21 protein-coding genes are annotated in these 20,050 nt (G+C 62.8%); 5 read left to right on the top strand and 16 right to left on the bottom strand.

The features are described 5' to 3' along the window. Positions 1 to 22: 22 nt before the first annotated feature. Together acnA and NJ75_RS08735 are read right to left on the bottom strand one after the other, a co-directional pair. The gene (gene acnA / locus NJ75_RS08730; RefSeq protein WP_039333512.1) at positions 23 to 2,695 is read right to left on the bottom strand and encodes an aconitate hydratase AcnA; all 2,673 of its coding nucleotides are present in this window, start codon (positions 2,693 to 2,695) and stop codon (positions 23 to 25) included. A gap of 240 nt (positions 2,696 to 2,935) precedes the next feature. Continuing rightward, positions 2,936 to 3,823 carry a DMT family transporter gene (locus NJ75_RS08735; RefSeq protein WP_039333514.1) on the bottom strand — a complete coding sequence of 296 codons (888 nt, stop codon included), beginning with the start codon at positions 3,821 to 3,823 and terminating at the stop codon, positions 2,936 to 2,938. A gap of 238 nt (positions 3,824 to 4,061) precedes the next feature. On the opposite strand from NJ75_RS08735, the gene NJ75_RS08740 reads away from it, so the two are divergent. Next, positions 4,062 to 5,372 carry a L,D-transpeptidase family protein gene (locus NJ75_RS08740; protein WP_407668277.1) on the top strand — a complete coding sequence of 437 codons (1,311 nt, stop codon included), beginning with the start codon at positions 4,062 to 4,064 and terminating at the stop codon, positions 5,370 to 5,372. 189 nt (positions 5,373 to 5,561) lie between these two features. On the opposite strand, the gene NJ75_RS08745 is transcribed toward NJ75_RS08740, so the two are convergent. Further along, positions 5,562 to 6,185 carry a murein L,D-transpeptidase catalytic domain-containing protein gene (locus tag NJ75_RS08745; RefSeq protein ID WP_039333517.1) on the bottom strand — a complete coding sequence of 208 codons (624 nt, stop codon included), beginning with the start codon at positions 6,183 to 6,185 and terminating at the stop codon, positions 5,562 to 5,564. A gap of 51 nt (positions 6,186 to 6,236) precedes the next feature. Further along, on the bottom strand, positions 6,237 to 6,764 hold the full coding sequence (locus NJ75_RS08750) for a GNAT family N-acetyltransferase (RefSeq protein WP_039333519.1): 528 nt from the start codon (positions 6,762 to 6,764) through the stop codon (positions 6,237 to 6,239). A gap of 57 nt (positions 6,765 to 6,821) precedes the next feature. On the opposite strand from NJ75_RS08750, the gene NJ75_RS08755 reads away from it, so the two are divergent. After that, entirely contained in the window at positions 6,822 to 7,364 is a 543-nt protein-coding gene (locus NJ75_RS08755; protein WP_156135745.1) for a hypothetical protein, read from the top strand. Positions 7,365 to 7,368: 4 nt separating this feature from the next. Here NJ75_RS08755 and ispG read toward each other — a convergent pair whose 3' ends face one another. From ispG to NJ75_RS08780, 5 genes are all read right to left on the bottom strand, one after another. Beyond that, on the bottom strand, positions 7,369 to 8,505 hold the full coding sequence (gene ispG, locus NJ75_RS08760; protein WP_039333520.1) for a flavodoxin-dependent (E)-4-hydroxy-3-methylbut-2-enyl-diphosphate synthase: 1,137 nt from the start codon (positions 8,503 to 8,505) through the stop codon (positions 7,369 to 7,371). A 40-nt stretch (positions 8,506 to 8,545) separates the two neighbouring features. Then, positions 8,546 to 9,058, bottom strand: coding sequence for a GNAT family N-acetyltransferase (locus tag NJ75_RS08765; RefSeq protein ID WP_039333522.1), 513 nt, complete (start codon positions 9,056 to 9,058; stop codon positions 8,546 to 8,548). Between the two features lie 41 nt (positions 9,059 to 9,099). After that, positions 9,100 to 9,522, bottom strand: coding sequence for a hypothetical protein (locus NJ75_RS08770; protein ID WP_039333524.1), 423 nt, complete (start codon positions 9,520 to 9,522; stop codon positions 9,100 to 9,102). Between the two features lie 95 nt (positions 9,523 to 9,617). Then, positions 9,618 to 11,057 (bottom strand): metalloprotease TldD, encoded by a 1,440-nt coding sequence (gene tldD, locus NJ75_RS08775; RefSeq protein WP_039333526.1) that lies wholly within the window; start codon positions 11,055 to 11,057, stop codon positions 9,618 to 9,620. 49 nt (positions 11,058 to 11,106) lie between these two features. Continuing rightward, a complete protein-coding gene (locus NJ75_RS08780) occupies positions 11,107 to 11,307 on the bottom strand; it encodes a zinc-finger domain-containing protein (protein ID WP_039333527.1) in 201 nt (66 codons plus the stop codon). A gap of 70 nt (positions 11,308 to 11,377) precedes the next feature. On the opposite strand from NJ75_RS08780, the gene NJ75_RS08785 reads away from it, so the two are divergent. After that, positions 11,378 to 12,337, top strand: a complete 960-nt coding sequence (locus NJ75_RS08785; RefSeq protein ID WP_039333528.1) for an ABC transporter ATP-binding protein — start codon at positions 11,378 to 11,380, stop codon at positions 12,335 to 12,337. Between the two features lie 17 nt (positions 12,338 to 12,354). Here NJ75_RS08785 and NJ75_RS24315 read toward each other — a convergent pair whose 3' ends face one another. Then, positions 12,355 to 12,498 (bottom strand): hypothetical protein, encoded by a 144-nt coding sequence (locus NJ75_RS24315; protein WP_156135746.1) that lies wholly within the window; start codon positions 12,496 to 12,498, stop codon positions 12,355 to 12,357. Between the two features lie 166 nt (positions 12,499 to 12,664). Between NJ75_RS24315 and nadB the strand changes: the two genes are divergently transcribed. Next, the gene (gene nadB, locus NJ75_RS08790; protein WP_236727098.1) at positions 12,665 to 14,332 is read left to right on the top strand and encodes an L-aspartate oxidase; all 1,668 of its coding nucleotides are present in this window, start codon (positions 12,665 to 12,667) and stop codon (positions 14,330 to 14,332) included. An 8-nt stretch (positions 14,333 to 14,340) separates the two neighbouring features. Here the strand turns inward: nadB and NJ75_RS08795 are convergent, their stop codons facing one another. The 3 genes from NJ75_RS08795 to trmB all read right to left on the bottom strand — a co-directional run bounded on the left by NJ75_RS08795 (position 14,341) and on the right by trmB (position 16,605). Further along, the gene (locus NJ75_RS08795; RefSeq protein WP_039333529.1) at positions 14,341 to 14,868 is read right to left on the bottom strand and encodes a hypothetical protein; all 528 of its coding nucleotides are present in this window, start codon (positions 14,866 to 14,868) and stop codon (positions 14,341 to 14,343) included. Positions 14,869 to 14,998: 130 nt separating this feature from the next. Next, complete coding sequence (locus NJ75_RS08800) at positions 14,999 to 15,766, bottom strand: sulfite exporter TauE/SafE family protein (protein WP_039333531.1); 768 nt, start codon at positions 15,764 to 15,766, stop codon at positions 14,999 to 15,001. A 119-nt stretch (positions 15,767 to 15,885) separates the two neighbouring features. Beyond that, the gene (gene trmB, locus NJ75_RS08805) at positions 15,886 to 16,605 is read right to left on the bottom strand and encodes a tRNA (guanine(46)-N(7))-methyltransferase TrmB (RefSeq protein ID WP_039333533.1); all 720 of its coding nucleotides are present in this window, start codon (positions 16,603 to 16,605) and stop codon (positions 15,886 to 15,888) included. 112 nt (positions 16,606 to 16,717) lie between these two features. Between trmB and NJ75_RS23285 the strand changes: the two genes are divergently transcribed. Continuing rightward, a complete protein-coding gene (locus NJ75_RS23285) occupies positions 16,718 to 17,536 on the top strand; it encodes a helix-turn-helix domain-containing protein (RefSeq protein WP_230487718.1) in 819 nt (272 codons plus the stop codon). Between the two features lie 18 nt (positions 17,537 to 17,554). Here NJ75_RS23285 and NJ75_RS08820 read toward each other — a convergent pair whose 3' ends face one another. From NJ75_RS08820 to NJ75_RS08830, 3 genes are all read right to left on the bottom strand, one after another. Continuing rightward, positions 17,555 to 17,827, bottom strand: coding sequence for a hypervirulence associated TUDOR domain-containing protein (locus NJ75_RS08820; protein WP_236727099.1), 273 nt, complete (start codon positions 17,825 to 17,827; stop codon positions 17,555 to 17,557). An 82-nt stretch (positions 17,828 to 17,909) separates the two neighbouring features. After that, positions 17,910 to 18,611, bottom strand: coding sequence for a response regulator transcription factor CtrA (ctrA, locus tag NJ75_RS08825; protein WP_011443965.1), 702 nt, complete (start codon positions 18,609 to 18,611; stop codon positions 17,910 to 17,912). Between the two features lie 306 nt (positions 18,612 to 18,917). Continuing rightward, entirely contained in the window at positions 18,918 to 19,928 is a 1,011-nt protein-coding gene (locus NJ75_RS08830; RefSeq protein ID WP_039333537.1) for a tetratricopeptide repeat protein, read from the bottom strand. Positions 19,929 to 20,050: the final 122 nt, after the last annotated feature.

Below are 20,050 nucleotides of genomic sequence, written 5' to 3' on the forward strand. Positions count from 1 at the left end.
CTGTCTGGCCTGAAGCCGCTGCTTACGAGGCGAGCTTGCGCAGCACGTAGTGCAGGATGCCACCGTTCATGAAGTACTCGACTTCGTTGGCGGTATCGATGCGGCACAGCGCCGTGAAGGTCAGCTTGGTGCCGTCCTTGCGCGTCACTTCGACTTCCACGTCCTGGCGCGGCTGCAGGTTGGCAACGCCCTTGATGGTGAAGGTGTCGTCGCCCGAGAGCGCCAGCGAGTGGCGGTTCTGGCCTTCCTTGAACTGCAGCGGCAGCACGCCCATGCCGACGAGGTTCGAGCGGTGGATGCGCTCGAAGCTTTCGACGATCACGGCGCGAACGCCGAGCAGGTTGGTGCCCTTGGCCGCCCAGTCACGGCTGGAGCCAGTGCCGTATTCCTTGCCCGCGATGACCACGGTCGGCGTTCCGGCGGCCTTGTGCTTCATGGCCACGTCGTAGACCGAGCCGACCTCGTCGCCATAGCGCGAGAAGCCGCCTTCGACGCCGGGGACCATTTCGTTCTTGATGCGGATGTTGGCGAAAGTGCCGCGCATCATGACTTCGTGGTGGCCACGGCGCGCGCCGTAGGAGTTGAAGTCCGCCTTCGAGACCTGATGCTCCATCAGCCACTGGCCGGCGGGGCTGTCAGCCTTGATCGAACCGGCCGGCGAGATGTGGTCGGTGGTGATCGAATCGCCAAGGATCAGCAGCGGCTTGGCCTCGATGATGTCGCTGACCGGAGCCGGCGTCATCGACATGCCTTCGAAGTACGGCGGATTGGCGACATAGGTCGACCCGGCGCGCCACGAGTAGGTTTCCGAGCCGGTGACGTTGATCGCCTGCCAGTGCGCATCGCCCTTGTAGACGTCGGCATAGCGGGCCTGGAACATGGCGCGGTCCATGCAGCCGGCCATGGTCGTGGCGACTTCGCTGTTCGAGGGCCAGATGTCCTTGAGATAGACATCAACGCCGTCCTTGCTCTTGCCGATCGGGGTGGTGGTGAAGTCTTCGACCACGGTGCCCTTGAGCGCATAGGCAACGACCAGCGGCGGCGAGGCGAGGAAGTTGGCGCGCACGTCGGGGCTCACGCGGCCTTCGAAGTTGCGGTTGCCAGAGATCACGGCAGCGGCAACCAGGCCGTTGTCGTTGATCGCCTTGCTGATCGGCTCGGCGAGCGGGCCCGAGTTGCCTATGCAGGTGGTGCAGCCATAGCCGACGAGGTTGAAGCCAACCGCGTCGAGGTGTTCCTGCAGGCCAGCCTTGTTGAGGTAGTCAGTGACCACCTGCGAGCCGGGTGCCAGCGAGGTCTTGACCCAGGGCTTGGGCTTGAGGCCGAGTTCGTTGGCCTTCTTGGCGACGAGACCGGCAGCCACCAGCACGCCCGGATTCGAGGTGTTGGTGCACGAAGTGATCGCGGCGATGGTCACGTCACCGTCGCCGATGTCGAAGTCCTTGCCTTCGACGGGGACGCGGGCCGGGGTCTTTTTGTAGGTGTTGGCCATGTCGGCATTGAACACGTCGTCGACTTCGGGAAGCGACACGCGGTCCTGCGGACGCTTGGGGCCGGCGAGCGAGGGCACGACGGTGCCGAGGTCGAGTTCGAGGGTCGAGGAGAAGATTGGCTCGACGGCAGGATCGATCCAGAAGCCCTGCTCCTTGGCATAGGCTTCGACGAGCGCGATCTGCGCTTCCTCGCGGCCGGTCAGGCGCATGTAGTCGAGCGTCTTGTCGTCAATGCCGAAGAAGCCGCAGGTGGCGCCGTATTCCGGAGCCATGTTCGCGAGCGTCGCGCGATCAGCCAGCGACAGGGCGGCAAGGCCGGGGCCGTAGTATTCGACGAAGCGGCCGACCACGCCATGCTTGCGCAGCATGTTGGTGCAGGTCAGTACGAGGTCGGTCGCGGTGACGCCTTCCTTGAGCTCGCCGGTGAACTTGAAGCCCACGACTTCGGGGATGAGCATCGAGACCGGCTGGCCGAGCATCGCGGCTTCTGCCTCGATACCGCCCACGCCCCAGCCGAGCACGCCGAGGCCGTTGACCATGGTGGTGTGGCTGTCGGTGCCGACGCAGGTATCAGGGTAGGCAACCGTGACGCCGTTCTGGTCGGTCGAGGTCCACACGGTCTGGGCGATGTTCTCGAGGTTGACCTGGTGGCAGATCCCGGTGCCGGGAGGCACGGCGTAGAAGTTGTTGAGGCTCTTCGAACCCCACTTGAGGAAATCGTAGCGCTCCATGTTGCGCTGGTATTCGATTTCCATGTTCTCTTCGAAGGCCTTGGGGTGGCCGAATTCGTCCACCATGACCGAGTGGTCGATGACGAGGTTGACCGGCACCAGCGGGTTGATCTTGCTGGTGTCACCGCCGAGCGTGGCGATGGCATCGCGCATCGCGGCAAGGTCGACCACGCAGGGCACGCCGGTGAAATCCTGCAGCAGCACGCGCGCCGGGCGGTACTGGATCTCGCTGTTCGATTCGGTGGGGCTCTTCTGCCAGTCGACGATTGCCTTCACGTCGTCGGTGGAGACGGTAAAGCCGCCATCCTCGAAGCGGAGAAGGTTTTCGAGAAGGACCTTCATCGAGAAGGGCAGGCGCGAAACGTCGCCGAACTTCTCCGAAGCCTTCTTGAGCGAGTAATAGGCATAGTCCTTGCCGCCCACGTTCATCGTGCTGCGGGTGCCGAGCGTATCCTGTCCGACCTGGGTCATGGCTGTGCGTCTTCCCTCCTGTCGCGGCCGTTGCTGTACGGTGCCACGCGGGGAATCGCTCTTGGACCAAAGGCCCGTGGCGGCGCGGCGAGTTACGGCCTGAAAGCGAGAGGGCGATGCGCGCAAAGCGCGGGCACGTCAAGGGCGAGAGGGGCGCAAATCTCGCATGTGCAGCGCGATTTATCCTGGAGGAACACTTATTGATTTGCAATTGCAAGAACGGCCAGCATTGCGCCCGCTTCAGGTGTGCGCGATCGCCTCGGCCGGGGGCTTTCTGGTGGCATAGAGGCACCCTGCGACAATCAGAGTGACCCCGGCGAGCATAGGCACTGTCACCTGTTCCGAGAAGGCGATCCATCCGACAATCGCAGCCCAGATGAACGCCGTATATTCCAGGGGCACCAGAAACTGCGCTTCTGCTCGGCCATAAGCCCAGCTCAAAAGCATGATCGATGCGGCAGACAGGATCGCCGACCCGACGATCAGCCACCAGACCTCACCAGTGGGAAATGGCGCGAACCACCATGCTCCCATACCCAGAAAGCCGAACTGGACGAGAGCCTGGAAGAAGGCCACTTCCTCGGGCTTGGCGAGAAGCGCCTGTTGACGCTGCAGGACCAGATTCCATGCGTAGAGCACCGCGGACACCAGTGTTGCGACAAGCCCCTTCATGGCTTCGGCGTCCGAGGGGCCATCGAACTTGCCGCCAGCAATGACGACCACCCCTGCAAGCGCCAGAAGCGAGCCGCCTATGGCTGCGGGCCTTACCTTCTCTCCCAGCATGATTGCAGCGAGATAGAGCGCGATCAGCGGCGCGATGAAGGACAGCGCAATGCCCTCTGCCAGTGGAAGCCGCACGATGCCATAGAAGAACAGCGTTGCCATGACAGAGGCAACCGACCCGCGCAGGAGGTGTACCTTGAGCACGGTCCAGGCAGGCCAGCCCTGCCCGCGCCAGAGCCACAGCGGAAACGTCAGCAACGATCCGGCAAGGCCTCGCCAGCACATCGCAGCATAGGCGCCGATTGCCAGTGAAGCGGCCTTCATCACCCCGTCCATCACCGAGAACAACGCAAGCCCGAGCATCGTGGCAAGGACAGGGAGCAGTAGCGGGCGATGAGCGTTCATCGCTCAGGCCATAGGCAAACTGGTTGCGATTTGAAACGATCATCTGGCCGCCGGGCGCGATTCAGGCTCCAGACAGGCGCGATACTTGATAGTCCCCCGCTTGATAGTCCAGTGGCCTTGGGGCAGGACATTGGCGGTGGTGCGGCCGCCCGCGACGGCGCAATTGAACAGGGAAGTGCGGAACGTGAAGCTTGCGAAATTCGGTATCGGGACCTCGGGCAAGTTTGGCGTGGCCCTTGTGGCGCTGACGTTCGCGGCACAGCCGCTTGTTGCCCAGACGGCGCCAGCATCCGGTCCGATCGACGTGACCAAGCAAGCCAAGCCGCCAGTGGTCGCGCCAACCGTCGCAGCTCCGGTCGTAACCGCGGCCCCGTCGGCGCCCGTCGCTGCGCCGCATTGGACACAAGCGGATGCTCAGGCCCTACTGGCAGCAATAAAGGGGATCGGAGCAGAAGGGCTGTTCCCCAAAGACTACCAGCCGGAAGCGTTGTCTGCGGCAATCGTGAAGGGCGAAGGTCCGGAGCTCGATGAAACGGCGACGAAGCTCTTCACATGGCTGGCCGAGGATTTGCGCGATGGCCGCACGCCGATGACGGCGCGCGTGCAGTGGTTCGCGGTTGATCCCGACCAGGACGTCAATCCAACCTCGTTGATCCTCGCCGAAGCGCTCGACAAGCATGATGTCAAGGGCGCGCTGATGGCCCTCCTGCCGACGGTGCCGGATTACGCTGCGCTGAAGGCGGCTTTGCCCAAGGCGCAGACCCAGAAGCAGGCGGCGCTGATTCGGGCGAACATGGACCGCTGGCGCTGGCTCGCCCGCGATCTCGGTTCGCAGTACCTGCTGACCAATGTGCCCGAGCAGATGCTGCGCCTGACGGTCAAGAACAAGATCATCAGCACCTATAAGGTCATCGTCGGCAAGCCCGGCAAGACTGCGACGCCCCAGCTTGCCGAGACGGTCGAAGGCGTCATCTTCAACCCGACTTGGACCGTGCCGCAGTCGATCGTCGTCGGCGAAGGGCTGGGAGCACGTCTGGTGAACAATCCCAGGCAGGCCGAGCGCGAAGGCTACAAGGTGACCAAGGCGGCTGATGGCACGATCTATGTCGTCCAGCAGCCCGGAGACAACAATTCGCTGGGCCGCATGAAGCTCGATATGCCCAACGAGCATGCGATCTTCCTGCATGATACGCCGAACCGGAACCTGTTCAATCTGACAGCGCGCGCGCTGAGCCACGGCTGCGTGCGCGTCGAACGGGCGACGGAGCTGGCCATGACGATGGCGATCCTCGGCGCGAGCATGACGCCGGACGATGCGGTCGCCGCCCATACTTCGAAGGTCTACACCAAGGTGCCTATGACCAAGACCTTCCCGGTCTATCTGACCTATTTCACCGTCGCGCGCGACGTGAACGGCATGCTGCGGTCATTCCCCGACATCTATAACCGAGACGCGCCGGTGCTGGCGAGTTTTGCCCAGCCGCGCCAGCAGCATACCACGCAGCGCAAGAGCAACGAGGAAGTGATCAAGCTCGACAATCCGCTGTAATTCGACGGTGCCGAGGACAAGGTTCAGCATCTGCCAGCGCAAGCGGCGGTTCGGTGGCGCGGATGAAGCGGCTGTTGCTGCGCAGGCAAGCGAGCTTGTCCTGCATCCCTACCATTGCGACCGGTGTTTTGGCTGGCACTTGACGAGCAGGACGAAGGGGCGGCGCGTCCCTCGTCCCCGATCCGGTATTCAGCCCAGGCCCAACCTGTCGGCGTAGAGCAGGCGCCCGCCGGAAAGGTGCCACAAGGCTTCGTTGAAGTCCGCCTCGCTCATGGCGAAGCAGCCGTCAGAGCGGCCCAGCTTGCCCCACTTCTCGAGCATTGCGGGATTGGCGTACCACGCGGAATGCAGCACGATTGCGCGGTCAAGCACGTTGGAGTTGTCCGGTTCCAGGCCGCCCAGGCGAATCGAGGTTCCGTACTTGCCCTTGTACCACTCCCAGGTGACGTAGGCGCCACGCGAGGTGGCAAGGCTGCCGACTTCGTTGGAAAAGGTCTTCAGGAAGCCATCGTGCTCAGGGTCGGAACCGCGGCCGTGCGCGACGAGGAAAGACCTGACTTCGCCGCGTTCCAGATTGGCAAAGTGGAAGCGGGGCAAGGACGAGGGCATCGCAAAGTCCGCAATGCCGACGATATCGGTCCGCCACAGCGACGCGCGGTGCTTCTCCACCTGCTCGGCGGCAATGCGCAGGACTTCGCGGTGCTGCTGGTTGGGATAGTAGGTTGCTGCCGCCACGCGCGGCGGGAACACGGCAGCGACGGCGCTTGCCGCAGCGCCTGCCAGTACCGTTCGCCTGTCGACTTTGTCTGTCATGTCCGGTCCCGTAACACGCTTTCGCCTTATCAAGCGTGAACGGCGAGCATTCTATGCATTTGCGACCGGATTTCCAGCATCTGAGCCAGGCTGTGCCGCGAACTGGCTTCCCAGCTGGCTCAGGGCTTCGCCGTCCACGCGCATGACCGTCCATTCGTCCATGAACCTGGCGCCGAGCGACTTGTAGAAACCGATCGCCGGCTCGTTCCAATCGAGCACCGACCATTCCAGACGCGCACAGTCCCGCTCGACCGCCAAGGCGGCCAGATGCGAGAGCAGCGCCTTGCCGAGGCCGGAGCCGCGGGCCTCAGGTTGCACGAACAGGTCTTCGAGGTAGATCCCCGGCTTGCCTTCGAACGTCGAGAAATTGTGGAAGAACAAGGCAAACCCTTGCGGCTCGCCATCCAGCTCTCCGATGACGACTTCGGCATAAGGGCGCGGGCCGAAGAGCTTGGCTGCCAGCACCGCCTCGTCGAAGCGGACTTCGTGCGCCAGCTTTTCATACTCGGCGAGAGCGCGGATGAGTTCGGCGATCAGGGGTGTATCGGCATGGGTCGCCGCGCGGATGGAGATGGTCATGAACGACGACTAGCGATTCGCCAGGAACCTTGCCAGCCCCGCAGAATTGCGAAAGGCATGAACACCATGATCCGCGCCGCGCTTGCCTCGGTACCAGTGCTTCTGGCGCTTGCCGGCTGTTCGCCCGACGGTGGGAGGCCGACGGCTTCGCTACCCGCTCCCGCATCGCAAGCTTCAACGCCGCCAGTTCCGACGCCTTCGGCAGCCGTTACGCGGATCCTTGATCGGGTTGCGGCGGATCAGTTGCTGCGTAATTCCGGCGTGACCTTGCAATGGATCAACTGGAATACGCGCGGCACTGCCAATGCGCGGGACGATGCCGGGGTGATAAGGCTCACGGCAAGTCAGGCTTCGTCGAATGGCCCCGGCCGCCTGTGGCTCGATGGCCGTGTGACGGAGATCGGCGCAGATTACTTCGTCTTTTCAGGCACGATCCGCATTACAGACACGCCCGACGCGGGCCGCAGATGCGAGGCGACCCGTGAAGACTGGCGCTTTGCCGTGACGCAGAATCGCCCATATTGGCGCTTGCGCACCTTCGAATGGTGTGATGAACTCACCGACTACATAGACATCTACAAACCCGCCGCAGGGCGCTGACGGGTCATTCAGCCGCTTCGGTGACGTTCCCCGCGTCGGTCGTCGCCGCTTCGATCTCGGCGGCTTTCTTCTCTACCAGCGATACAATGTGGTCCAGCATCTCTTCGGACTGGATAGTGTGGTCGGTCACGCCCGAGAGGTAGACCATGTGCTTGCCGTTGCCGCCGCCGGTGAGGCCGATATCGGTCTCGCGCGCTTCGCCGGGGCCGTTCACGACGCAGCCGAGCACTGACAGCGAGATCGGCGTCTTGATGTGGGAAAGGCGGCTCTCCAGCGCCTCTACCGTGCGGATCACGTCAAAGCCCTGACGCGCACAGGATGGGCACGAGACCACGCGGACACCGCGCGTGCGCAGGCCGAGGCTCTTGAGGATCTCGAAGCCGACGCGGACTTCCTCTTCCGGTTCCGCCGAAAGCGATACGCGCAAGGTATCGCCAATGCCCGCCCAGAGCAGGTTGCCGATGCCGATCGAGGACTTGACCGTGCCGCCGATCAACCCGCCAGCCTCGGTAATGCCAAGGTGCAGCGGGCAATCGACCGCTTCGGCAAGTCCCATGTAGGCAGCGACCGCGAGGAATACGTCAGAGGCCTTCACCGCCACTTTGTATTCGTGAAAATCGTGGTCCTGCAGCAGCTTGATATGATCGAGCGCGCTTTCGACGAGGGCCTCGGGGCAGGGCTCGCCGTACTTTTCCAGCAGGTCCTTCTCGAGGCTGCCGGCGTTGACGCCGATACGGATCGCGCAGCCATTGGCTTTGGCGGCCCGGACCACTTCCGCCACGCGGTCGTTGCTGCCGATGTTTCCGGGATTGATGCGCAGGCAGGCAGCGCCAGCATCGGCAGCTTCAAGCGCGCGCTTGTAGTGAAAGTGGATATCCGCAACGATCGGGACGCGGGCGGCTTTGGTGATCTGGCGCAGCGCCGTGGTGCTTTCGACGTCCGGGCACGAGACGCGGATGATGTCGGCACCGGCATCCTCGCAGCGGCGGATCTGGTTGATCGTGGCTACGGCATCCGACGTCAGGGTGTTGGTCATTGTTTGCACGGTGATCGGAGCGTCCCCGCCAACGGGAACACTGCCGACCATGATCTGGCGGCTCTTGCGACGCGCGATATCGCGCCAGGGACGGATCGAGGACATGGGCCCTCTATAGGGACTAAGGAGCCGGTCCGGAAGGCGTCTAAACCGGCCCGGCAAACATGAATTCGGGATCGCAGTGGTCACCCACCCAGAATTCGATGTCGGCCACCTTGTCGAGGCCATAGCGCCGGTAGAAGCGCTGGGCATCGGGATTGTGAGCATAGACCGAAAGCTGCATCTCGTCCGCGCCCCAGGCCCGCGCTTCGGCCAGGGCCCAGTCCATCAGCCGCGCACCGTGGCCACGCCCGATCAGGTCAGGGTCGGTGTAGAGCTGCTTGAGTTCCATCGGTGAGCTTGCTGGTGTCTTCTGCGGAAGCGAACTCTTGCGGACGATCTTGCAGAAGCTGGTCAGAACGCCCTTTTCCTCGATCACCGCAATCTTCATCTCTAGCTCTGCCAGCTGCGACAAAACCGTCGCTTCCGAATGTGATTCCTCAAGGAAGCGTGAGAGGTTTTCGGGGCTGTAAAGGTCGCCGAACTTGGCAATGAAGGCGCGGCGGCCGAGATCGGCAAGGGCGGGCGCATCTGCGGTCTTGGCAAGGCGGAGCGTCATGCTCCGCCTTTAGCGCCATGGCGCTGCCAATTCCAACCCGGTCAGCCGGTCTTTTCAGCCTTCACCTTCGTGTAGGGCACGAACTTGCCGAGACCGACCGATCCGCGCCAGAAGCCGACGTTGCGATCGACCATCCGCACGATATCGACACTGCACAACTGTGCTCCGAACGGTGTCGTAACCATGATGTCGTTGTCGGACAGCGAGCTTGCGCCAGAATCGGGACGGTTCACCCAGATGGTGCTGCCAGTATCGTAGACGATGGCCGTCTTGTCATAGATCCGCGTATTGACGACGCGCGGCAGATACAGGCAGTCTTGCGGCTTGCCCGCCACGCGCCCTTCGAGCGCCTTGGCGAGTTCCTGTTCCGGGGTTAGACGCGGCTTGGCATCGGCAGCGGCTCCGGCAAGAAGCAGCGATCCGGCGGCCAGTGCCGCAGCGAATTTGCTGGCGGTATTGATCATCTGGCACTTCCCTCTCGATTCGGTCCCCGACCGTTAGCGTGAAACGGCTTAACCCGCGCTGACCACATAACGCCGCAGTGCCAGCAATCCTTCGATCAGGCCGTGCCGCCGACGGTGAGGCCTTCGACCAGCAAGGTTGGCTGCCCAACGCCTGCCGGAACGCTCTGTCCGCCCTTGCCGCAAACGCCGACACCTTCATCGAGCGCAAGATCGTTGCCGATGCCGATGACCTTGGTGAGGCAGGTCGGCCCGTCGCCGATCAACGTCGCACCCTTGATCGGTGCGCCGAGCTTGCCGTTCTCGATACGGTAGGCCTCGGTGCACGAGAACACGAACTTGCCGCTCGTGATGTCGACCTGTCCGCCGCCAAAGGACTTGGCGAAGATGCCATTTTTCACGCGGGAAAGCAGTTCGGCCGGATCATCATTGCCGCCGCGCATGAAGGTATTGGTCATGCGCGGCATCGGGGCATGGGCGAAGCTTTCGCGGCGACCGTTGCCGGTAGGGGCCACGCCCATCAGGCGGGCGTTGAGCCGGTCCTGGATGTAGCCCTTGAGGATGCCGTCCTCGATCAGGATGTTCTCCTGAGTCGGCGTGCCTTCGTCGTCAATCGAAAGTGAGCCGCGACGGCCCTGGCCATTGACGCCGAGCAGGGTGCCATCGTCGATCACGGTAACGCCTCGCGCAGCGACGCGTTCGCCGATCCGACCAGAGAAGGCGCTGGTGCCCTTGCGGTTGAAATCACCTTCGAGACCATGGCCGACCGCTTCGTGCAGCAGCACGCCGGGCCAGCCGGGGCCGAGCAGCACGGTCATTTCACCCGCCGGCGCGGCCACCGATTCGAGATTGACCAGCGCCTGGTTCAGCGCTTCGTCGATCGCGCGATTCCACGTTTCGGCCGAGAACAGGTCGTCGTAAAGGCGACGGCCGCCGATGCCGAACGAACCCGTTTCACGGCGGCCGTTCTGTTCCGCGACGATCGAGACGTTCAGGCGGACCAGCGGGCGGACGTCATGGGCGACGAATCCATCGGCGCGGACGATCTCCACCACCGACCACGAACCCGAAAGCGACGCCGAAACCTGCGCCACGCGAGGATCGCGAGCTCGGGCCGCCGCATCGATGGTTTCCAGCAGCTTGACCTTGGCCTCGAACGGAACGGCATCGAGCGGCGAGGCTTCGGTGTAGAGGTGGCGGTTGTTTTTGCGGGGCGGCGGGGCAGGTTGGCCCTTCGCCGGATCGAGCAGCTTCAGCGTCTCGCCGGCACGGGCAATGGCAGCCGCCGAAATTTCGTTGGCGTGGGCGAAACCGGTCATCTCGCCGGAGACGCCGCGCAAGCCGAAGCCGGCATCGCGCGAATAGTCTGCCGTCTTCAGGCGACCGTCATCGAAACCGAAGCTCTCACTGGCGATGAACTGGAGATAGAGTTCGCCGTCGTCGCAGGATTTCAGCGCATTCGCGGTGAGGTTTTGCGCCTCTTCAGGCGACAGAAGGCCAGAGCGATAGAGCAGCGAGCGGGTGTCGAGATCGGTCATGCTGACCGATATAGGCGCTCAAGACACAAAGGCCATAGAGCGAAGCTGCTTAAGCGGCTTGGGCGTTATCCGCTGGGCCGCCCTTGAGGACGAAGCGCTTGTCGCAATAGCCGCACTCGACATAGCCCTTCTCGTCGATCTCGAGCCAGACGCGCGGATGGCCAAGGGCAACGCCGCCGCGAATGTCGGACGCGCCGTCGCACTTTACGCGATGATGGTCGGTGTAAACGGTTTCGGGTGCCTGAATCATGGGCTGCGGCTAGCAAATCGGCGGGCTTCAGACAATTGCGTTTTCGCTGGCGCTGGTGCAGGCAGCGGCCATGGCAAGCACCAATGAAACTCCCCCCGCAATCCGCATTCGCGATCTGGTGAAACGCTATGCGCCGACGGGCAAGGCGCCCGGCAAGCTGGCGCTGGACGGGGTCAGCTTCGACGTGCCGCAAGGCCAGATTTTCGGACTCCTCGGGCCGAACGGCGCCGGCAAGTCAACCTTGATCAATACATTGGCCGGGTTGGTAATGAAGACATCGGGCAGCGTCGAGATCTGGGGGCATGACATCGATCACGATGTGCGCAATGCCAAGGCCTCGATCGGGATCGTGCCTCAGGAAATCGTATTCGATCCCTTCTTCACGCCGGCCGAAGTGCTCGACAACCAGGCCGGACTCTACGGCGTGCCCAAGACGATGCGGCGCACCATGGAACTTCTCCGCGCGGTCCACTTGGCCGACAAGGCGGACGCTTATGCGCGATCGCTGTCCGGCGGTATGAAGCGGCGCCTGCTTATCGCCAAGGCGATGGTCCACGCGCCGCCCGTGCTGGTGCTCGATGAGCCAACGGCTGGCGTCGACGTCGAACTGCGTCGCCAGCTGTGGGAACTGGTCGGCGAACTCAATCGCGACGGTGTGACCGTAGTGCTGACGACTCACTACCTCGAGGAGGCCGAAGAGCTTTGCGATCGCATCGCGATCATTAATCATGGCAAGCTGATCGCCAACAAGCCGACGCGCGAACTTGTCGACATGGCGCGGGAAAAGATTGTCGTGCTCACGCTGGATCGTGATCTCGATGCTGCGCCGCAGCATCCAGCGTTTCTCAAGAGTCACCTGTCTGGCGAGCGTCAGTTAGAGATCAATTACGACAAGGATCGCACGACTGCCGGCGAAGTCATGTCCCTTGTGCAGGGGCAGGGTTACGCGATCGTAGACGTTTCGACTCGAGAAGCGGATCTGGAAGACGTGTTCGTCAGCTTGACCAGCATGCCAAAAGAAACAGCGTGATGCGCTGTCCGGGCCGACTAGGTCGATTCGACATCCTTGGCGGCGCGCCAACCTCCGCGTTCCAGCCTGCGAATCGGCGCATTGCAGTTCCGGCAAGTGCCGACGAACGTCCGGCCGTCCCATTCCACGGCTGAGCGCTTGGGGCGATGGCGATTGAGCATGCAAAGGAACTTGGTCTCAAGCATGTGCGGTCAATCTGCGCGAGGGCTTTACGTGAGAATACCTATCATGCTGCACCTGCGAAGCAAGTGACCAACATGGTTAACGGCATTAAAAGCCGGTTACACTTGTCCGGAACCAGCGTCAGGCGCTCTTTCGCATCCTGGCATGAGCCGTTACGGCAAGGCCGAGGCAAGATTGGGAGTTAACCGCTTGAGCGGCAATGCAGCAGCAGACGACGGCGCGCCAGCCCAGACCATTCACGACGTGCTGGTGGTCGGTTCAGGTGCCGCGGGCTTGACGGCCGCCCTGGTTCTTGCCGAGACTTGCCGCGTGCTGGTGTTGGCGAAGGGATCGCTGGACGGCGGGTCCACGAACTGGGCGCAGGGCGGCATCGCAGCGGTTCTCGATGAAGGCGACACGTTCGAGGACCACATTCGCGACACGATGATCGCTGGAGCCGGTCTCAATCGTCGCGAGACGGTCGAGTTCGTCGTCGAGAATGCACCAGCAGCGATCCGGCGCCTTGTTGAACTCGGCGTGCCTTTCAACGCAGCACAAGGCGCCTTGCACTTGACACGCGAGGGCGGCCATTCGCACCGCCGCATCGTCCATGTCGACGACGCGACCGGTGCCGCCGTGCAGAAGGCATTGCTCGATGCTGCGCGGGCGCATTCGAATATCACGCTCTTGCCCGGGCGGACGTGCATCGACCTGATAACCGGGCGGCACGAAGCGGCCCGTTACTCGGGCTCCGGCAGGGTCTGGGGCGTCTATGCGCTCGATGAGGCCAGCGGGAAGGTCGAGGCGCATACGGCCAGTGCAACGATCCTGGCAACCGGTGGCGCAGGGCGCGTCTACCAGTTCAGCACAGCCCCACGCGGTGCGACCGGCGATGGCATCGCCATGGCGTGGCGGGCCGGGGCGCGTGTTTCCAACATGGAAATGATGCAGTTCCATCCCACCTGTCTCTACAACCTCGAGGTCAAGAACTTCCTCATCACCGAAGCGGTGCGTGGCGAGGGTGGTCGCCTTGTGAACCCGCGGACGGGCAAGCGCTTCATGGAGTTCTATGACGCCGAACGGCTCGAACTTGCACCCCGCGATGTCGTGGCCCGCGCGATCGACGCCGAGATCAAGAAGTTCGGCCTGGATTACGTCCATCTCGATATCAGCCACATGCCAGCTGATTTCGTCCGCGAACACTTCCCTAACATCTACGAAAAGCTAATGGGGCTGGGCATCGACATGACAACCAGCCCCATTCCGGTCGTGCCGGCCCAGCATTACACCTGCGGCGGCATTCTCATCGATCTTGACGGGCGGACGGATCTGCCCGGCCTCTACGCTGCGGGCGAGTGCACCGAAAGCGGCTTGCATGGGGCCAATCGCCTGGCGTCGAACTCCCTGCTGGAATGCTTCGTGTTCGGCGATGCCGCCGCGCGCGATATCCTGCGCCGGCGCGACAGCTTCGACGCACCTCCCGAAGTGCGCGCGTGGGACGAAAGCCGTGTGACCGATTCTGACGAGGAAGTCGTTATCAAGCAGAACTGGACCGAAATCCGCCGGTTCATGTGGAACTATGTCGGCATCGTGCGCACCAACAAGCGGCTTGAACGCGCGGCCCATCGCATCCAGATGCTCAGCGGTGAGGTCAACGACTATTACGGGCACTTCCGCGTGACCACAGACCTTATCGAGTTGCGCAACCTGTTGCAGAGCGCCGAACTTATCGTCCGCTCGGCTAGGGCGAGGCACGAAAGCCGGGGCCTGCATTACACGCTGGATTATCCCCAGACAGACGCCGTTGCGCGCGATACCGTGCTGGTGCCCTAGAAACCGCTCTAGGCGGCTTCGGCTTCGACGAACTCAGGATAAAACACCGGTTCGCGCAGCGACCAGCCGTGCGCCGTTGCGGCAGCCTCGCTGATCGATTGCAGCAGCGCGCGACGGCGGTCGGGACGGATGACCGGCAAGGCTGCCGCTCCGCAGAAGGCCCCGGGAAGCCAGGGGCGGGCCGCGGCGCCAAGCAGTCGCTCGTACAGGAAGCGATAGGCTGAGAAGCCGGTGATCCTGTTCTGCGCCAGGTCAAAAGCCGTCAACCGTACCAGCGGGCCCATGAACGGCTCGAGCGCGTCGATCCCGTCAACATGAGGGAGCAACTGGCGCAGCAGCGGCAATTCGCGATAGAGATCCGCCTGTTCCTGGATCGACGCGGTTTCATCAGTACTGCGGCCCCAGCGGCGAACGGTTTCGTTACGGCCGCGGGCGACGTCGAGACTGCGGCGGATATAGCGCTGCTCGGCAGCAGTGAAACTGGCGAACTCTCTTATTTCGTCAATGGTAATGCCGCTTGCGCCCAAGTTCGCCATGAAGACCTGCCCTCCAGCCGTGGCGGAGTCGCGCTCGACCCGCCCCCCCTTATTGCATGTCATGGTTAATGCGGAGTAATCTTCAGGCAAGGGCGGGCCCGCACATCAAGATGCGCAAGCCCGCAACGCCTCAGGAAAATGCCTTGTACGCGCCGTAGAGGCTGGTCAGGGTGAGGACGGTGCCGACCATGATCAGCATCGTCTTGGCCGGAATGTGCTTGGCCGCCCAAGCGCCGAACGGCGCCGCTGCAAGCCCCCCGATCAGGAACCCGAGTGTTGCACCGGCAACATCGGCCACGCCGAGGTGCCAGATGAACGCCGCAGATACCGTCAGCGTCAGGAAGAACTCGACGGTATTCACCGTGCCGATCACCTTGCGCGGATCGGCACCCTGGATCAGCAGGTTGGACGTGACGACAGGCCCCCACCCGCCACCGCCTGCGGCATCAAGGAAGCCACCGACGAGCCCGAGCGGCGCGACCCACCCGGCCTCCTTGATCTTGGGCGGATAGAGAATCCCCCGCACCAGCAGGTAGATGCCGATCGCAGAAAGATAGAGTAGCACCCACGGCTTCACCAGCGATGCGTCGATCGACGACAGGACGTAGGCACCGAGTATGCCGCCGGCCATCCCGGGCAGCAGCAGGCGGAAGAACAGCTTCTTGTCGACATTGCCGTGCAGGAGATGGCTGATGCCCGAAGTGGCAGTGGTGAAGCATTCGACGATGTGCACCCGCTGCGACGCCAGGGCGGGGGGAATGCCCAGCACGCCGACCATCAGGGTATTCGAGATCACACCGAATGCCATGCCCAGCGCGCCATCGACCATCTGCGCGGCGAAGCCAACGGCGATGAACGGCAGCAACGCGGCAAAGTCGATGCCTGCGATAAAGTCCATGTGATTCGGTCCCCCATCTGCCGTTGTCGGCCGGGACGAACCGCTACTCCGGATTAATCTCTACCAAAATGCAAGAAATTATACTCTACCGTAAAGGGAGAGTTTTTTGCGACGAAGCGTTAACCGCGTCTGCGGTAGCGGAAATACCACACCTCATGGCCATATACCGTCCGCGCCTTGTGCTCATAGCGCGTTTCAGGCCAGCCGCCGGGGCGGATCTGGAAATCCTTCGCTTCGCTCGCCAGCCATTCGAACTGGTGCTTGTGGCGGCGCATGACCATCAAGGCGTGGCGCAGATAGATCGCGTGGTCCGTGCCGAATCGGAATTCCCCGCCGGGCTTGAGCTTTGCCGCGAACATGTCGACGGGTCCGTCGTTCATCATGCGCCGCTTGGCATGGCGTGCCTTTGGCCAGGGGTCGGGGTGCAGAAGATAGAGAAATGAAAGCGAGCCGTCCGGAATGCGCCGGAGCACTTCCAACGCATCGCCGTGATGAATACGCACGTTGGGGATGGGCGGATGCTCGCCGTTGTCCCCTGAAACGTGCGTAAGCGCCTGGGCCACGCCATTCAGGAACGGCTCCGCACCGATGAAGCCGTGATCGGGCAGCATGTCGGCGCGGAACGCCATGTGCTCGCCCCCACCGAAGCCGATCTCGAAGTGGAGTGGACGAGGCTCGCCAAACAGAGCCTCGGCAGTGATCGGACCTGCTGCAGGCATCGAGATCTGCGGCAGCAGTTCATCGACCAGCGCCTGCTGGCCCTGCCGCAAGGGCTTGCCCTTGGCACGGCCATAGAGGCGGTTGATCGTCGTCGGATCGCCGGGTTTGTAGGCTGTCATGGCGGCGGCGTTTGGCAGGGCGGCCCGCAGGGGTCAATATCATCAGCCTCCCGCGTCCGAGTACAAGAAAATTGGATGGACGGTGCGCGCCTGCTGTGGTGATCAGAGAGCCATGTCTGCAACCGATCATGGCTGCCCCGCGATCGCCGAACTTACCGACAAGGAGTTGGAAGTCCTTCGCCTGCTCACCGCTGGGCACACGATAAAGTCGATCGCCACCGTACTCGACCGTAGCGAGGCCTCGATCAACGAGCGCTTGCGCGATGCGAGGCGCAAGACCGGGATCGGCAGCAGTCGCGAACTGGCGCGGCTGGTGGCGGGACAGGAAATCTGGCCCAGAAAAACTGATCTATCTCCGACCGGCTTCCTGGAAGACGCTGATGAACAGCCCGCACTCGCGGTGCGTCTCTGGCCGAAAGGAAAGATCGCCATGATTACTCTGATACCCCTCGCTGCCGGTCTCATGCTGGTTTCCACCGGCTCGCAACAGGTTGCGCAGGCACCGGCTGCACATTCGGCCGGTGCAATTGCCTCGCCGCTCATCGGTAAGTGGTCGCTCGACACAGCGCGTCTTCCGGCCGAGGAGCGGCCTCGCAGCGTCATGATCGCGTTCAGGGTTTCGCCCGATCGGCAGTGGACGACGCAGGTCGAAATCGTCACGCCCGACGGCAGCCGGATGACCGCAGGCTCAACAGCGAAACTCGATGGCGTGGCCGTACCGATCTCCGGCAACATTCCGATCTACGATGCCGCATCGCTGCGTCAGCCGGCACCTAACACGCTGGTGATGACACTCGGCAAGGAGGGCAGGCAGGTCGCAACGCGGGTCTACACCGTTGCCAAGGACGGCAAGTCGATGACCGAGACGATTGTCTGGGCCGACAAGAGCATGCCGGAGATGGAAACGACGTACTTCACCCGGGTCGGGTGACGGGCATTCGCTTGGCCGTCAGTCGCGTCTGAGCGCCCCCGGCTTGTGCGCCGCGCGCTTGCCCTCTTCGGTCTCGACCAGAAACTCGGGGTTGTCCTTTGACGCGGCGACCTTGTGGCCCTTGATCGTGGTTGGCTTCTCCAGTTTGCGCACCACCTTGCCATGGGCTTCGCCGCCATGGCTTTTCCACGAAACCTTGTCGCCTGCTTTCAATCCCTTGGCCATGTCCTGCTCATCCTCGTTGCATGTCGCATAAGGCAGCGGGCGAGGCGCGCGGCGGTTCCCCTCCATGCCCGCAAGTGCATGGCCCGAATGCCAAACGGCCCGCCGTTTCCGGCGGGCCGTCTCAGGGATGGCTATGGCAAACACGCGGTCAGGCCGCTTCGATCGCGCTCATGTCATCAGGATCGCGCAGCACGTAGCCACGGCCCCAGACGGTTTCGATGTAATTCTCGCCACCGCAGGCATGTGCCAGCTTCTTGCGGAGCTTGCAGATGAACACGTCGATGATCTTGAGTTCCGGTTCGTCCATGCCGCCATAAAGGTGGTTGAGGAACATTTCCTTGGTCAGCGTGGTGCCCTTGCGCAGCGAAAGCAGCTCGAGCATTGCGTATTCCTTGCCGGTCAGATGCACGCGGGCACCATCGACCTCGACCGTCTTGGCATCGAGGTTGACCGAAAGCTTGCCGGTGCGGATGACCGACTGCGAATGGCCCTTGGAGCGACGCACCACCGCATGGATGCGGGCGATCAGCTCTTCGCGGTGGAAGGGCTTGGTCACGTAATCGTCGGCGCCGAAGCCGAACGAGCGGACCTTGCTGTCCATTTCCGAAATGCCCGAAAGGATCAGGACCGGCGTCTGCACCTTGGCGACGCGGAGCTTCTTGAGCACGTCGTAACCGTGCATGTCAGGCAGGTTGAGGTCGAGCAGGATGATGTCGTAATCATACAGCTTGCCGAGATCGAGGCCTTCTTCGCCAAGGTCGGTAGAGTAGACATTGAAGCCCTCGGTCGTGAGCATGAGCTCGATCGCCTTGGCCGTTGTAGGTTCGTCCTCGATCAGCAGTACGCGCATTGAACCGCCCCTCTATTGCCATGTCCCTGAGGCAATTAACCCGCCTTCAATTCGGGGTGCCCGCCATTAACCATAGGAGGAATGAACATGAAAGGTTAATTTGTTGTAAAGCGACGAAGCGGTTTCGCGCGGGTTAACGCCCAAGTCTCGGAAAAGTGATTCAATTCGGCGCAGCACTGATTCGATTTGGCACGAAAAGCCTTGATTTCCGGGTGTACCGAAACGAATCACCTTGGCCGGAACGCATGCCGCAAGGTTAATGCCGAACGCGCGCCTTTGCCCAATGGCCGGGTTCGCAGGGCCGAATCAGGCCCCGGCTACACCAAGGCTCGAAGCAGCTTCACGCAGTTTGCGTGAGCTCGCACTGTCGTTGCGGAAGGCGGCAAGCCCCCTCTGCAAAGCCTCTGCCGCCTTCCGCGGTTCGCCCAGCTGCATGCGGCTGCGCAGCAGCATGATCCAGCGGTCGACATCGCCGGGATTGGCCTGAAGTTTCGCCTCCAGTCCGTCCACCATGCCGCGAATCATGGCTTCCTGCTGACCCTTGGGCATCCCCTGGGCAGCTTTCATCTGCTCGCTGGTGGGGCCGGGAATTCCTGCCGCAGCCTTGTGCGGACCATCGGTAATCACGCCATTGGCAGGGGCCGCAAACTTTGCTTCGGCAAGGCGCTTCTCGACATCGATCTTGTACTTCTCGCCGACATTGCGAATTACCTCGCGAATGTCTTCGGCGTACGGGGCGTCAGCGGGCGTATCCTCGAGCAGGGCAAACCAGGCGTTGATGGCCTGCCTATGCCGACCGGCCAGGTCCATTGCCACCGCCTGGAAATAGCGCGCACGGGCATCCTTCGGGTCAAGCTTGATCGCCTTGTCGAACGCTGCCTTTGCGTCACGGGGCATCCGCCCCTCTTCCTTGCTGGCAAGCACGAGTGCCTCGCCCAGGAACGACCATGTTTCGGCATGATTTGGGTCGAGCTTCGTCGCCTTCTTCAGCGCGGTGGCAGCTTCGGCGTAGCGTTCGGTCTGGAAATAGGACCAGCCCAGCATCCGCCAGCCCTCGGCATCGTCCGGTTTCTCCGCCAGCTTTGCCTCGAGCTTGGCGATCACGTCATCCACCGAAGGCTGCTGGCTGGGGGCGGCGGGCGGTGGCACGGCCGGAGGAGGGGGCGTGTCCGGGCCGCGAAGCATGGCAACACCGCCAGCGCCCAGCGCGATCAGTCCTGCGGCAATCAGGGCATAGCGGCCGACGCGCGACGTCCCTTGCGCCGGATCACGCGGTGCAGGCTCCCGCGGGTCGCTGGCGGGCTGGGGATCGGTCATCGCTCACTCCTGTCGGGCACCATCCTCGGCGTCCGTGTTATGTGGCGCATATCGTGCCGGTAGGGTCGCTTGCAAGCGTCACCGGCGCACAACCCGCCTCCCACGTCCGGATGCGCAAATTG

This window comes from Novosphingobium subterraneum, from assembly GCF_000807925.1.
Taxonomy (GTDB): domain Bacteria; phylum Pseudomonadota; class Alphaproteobacteria; order Sphingomonadales; family Sphingomonadaceae; genus Novosphingobium; species Novosphingobium subterraneum.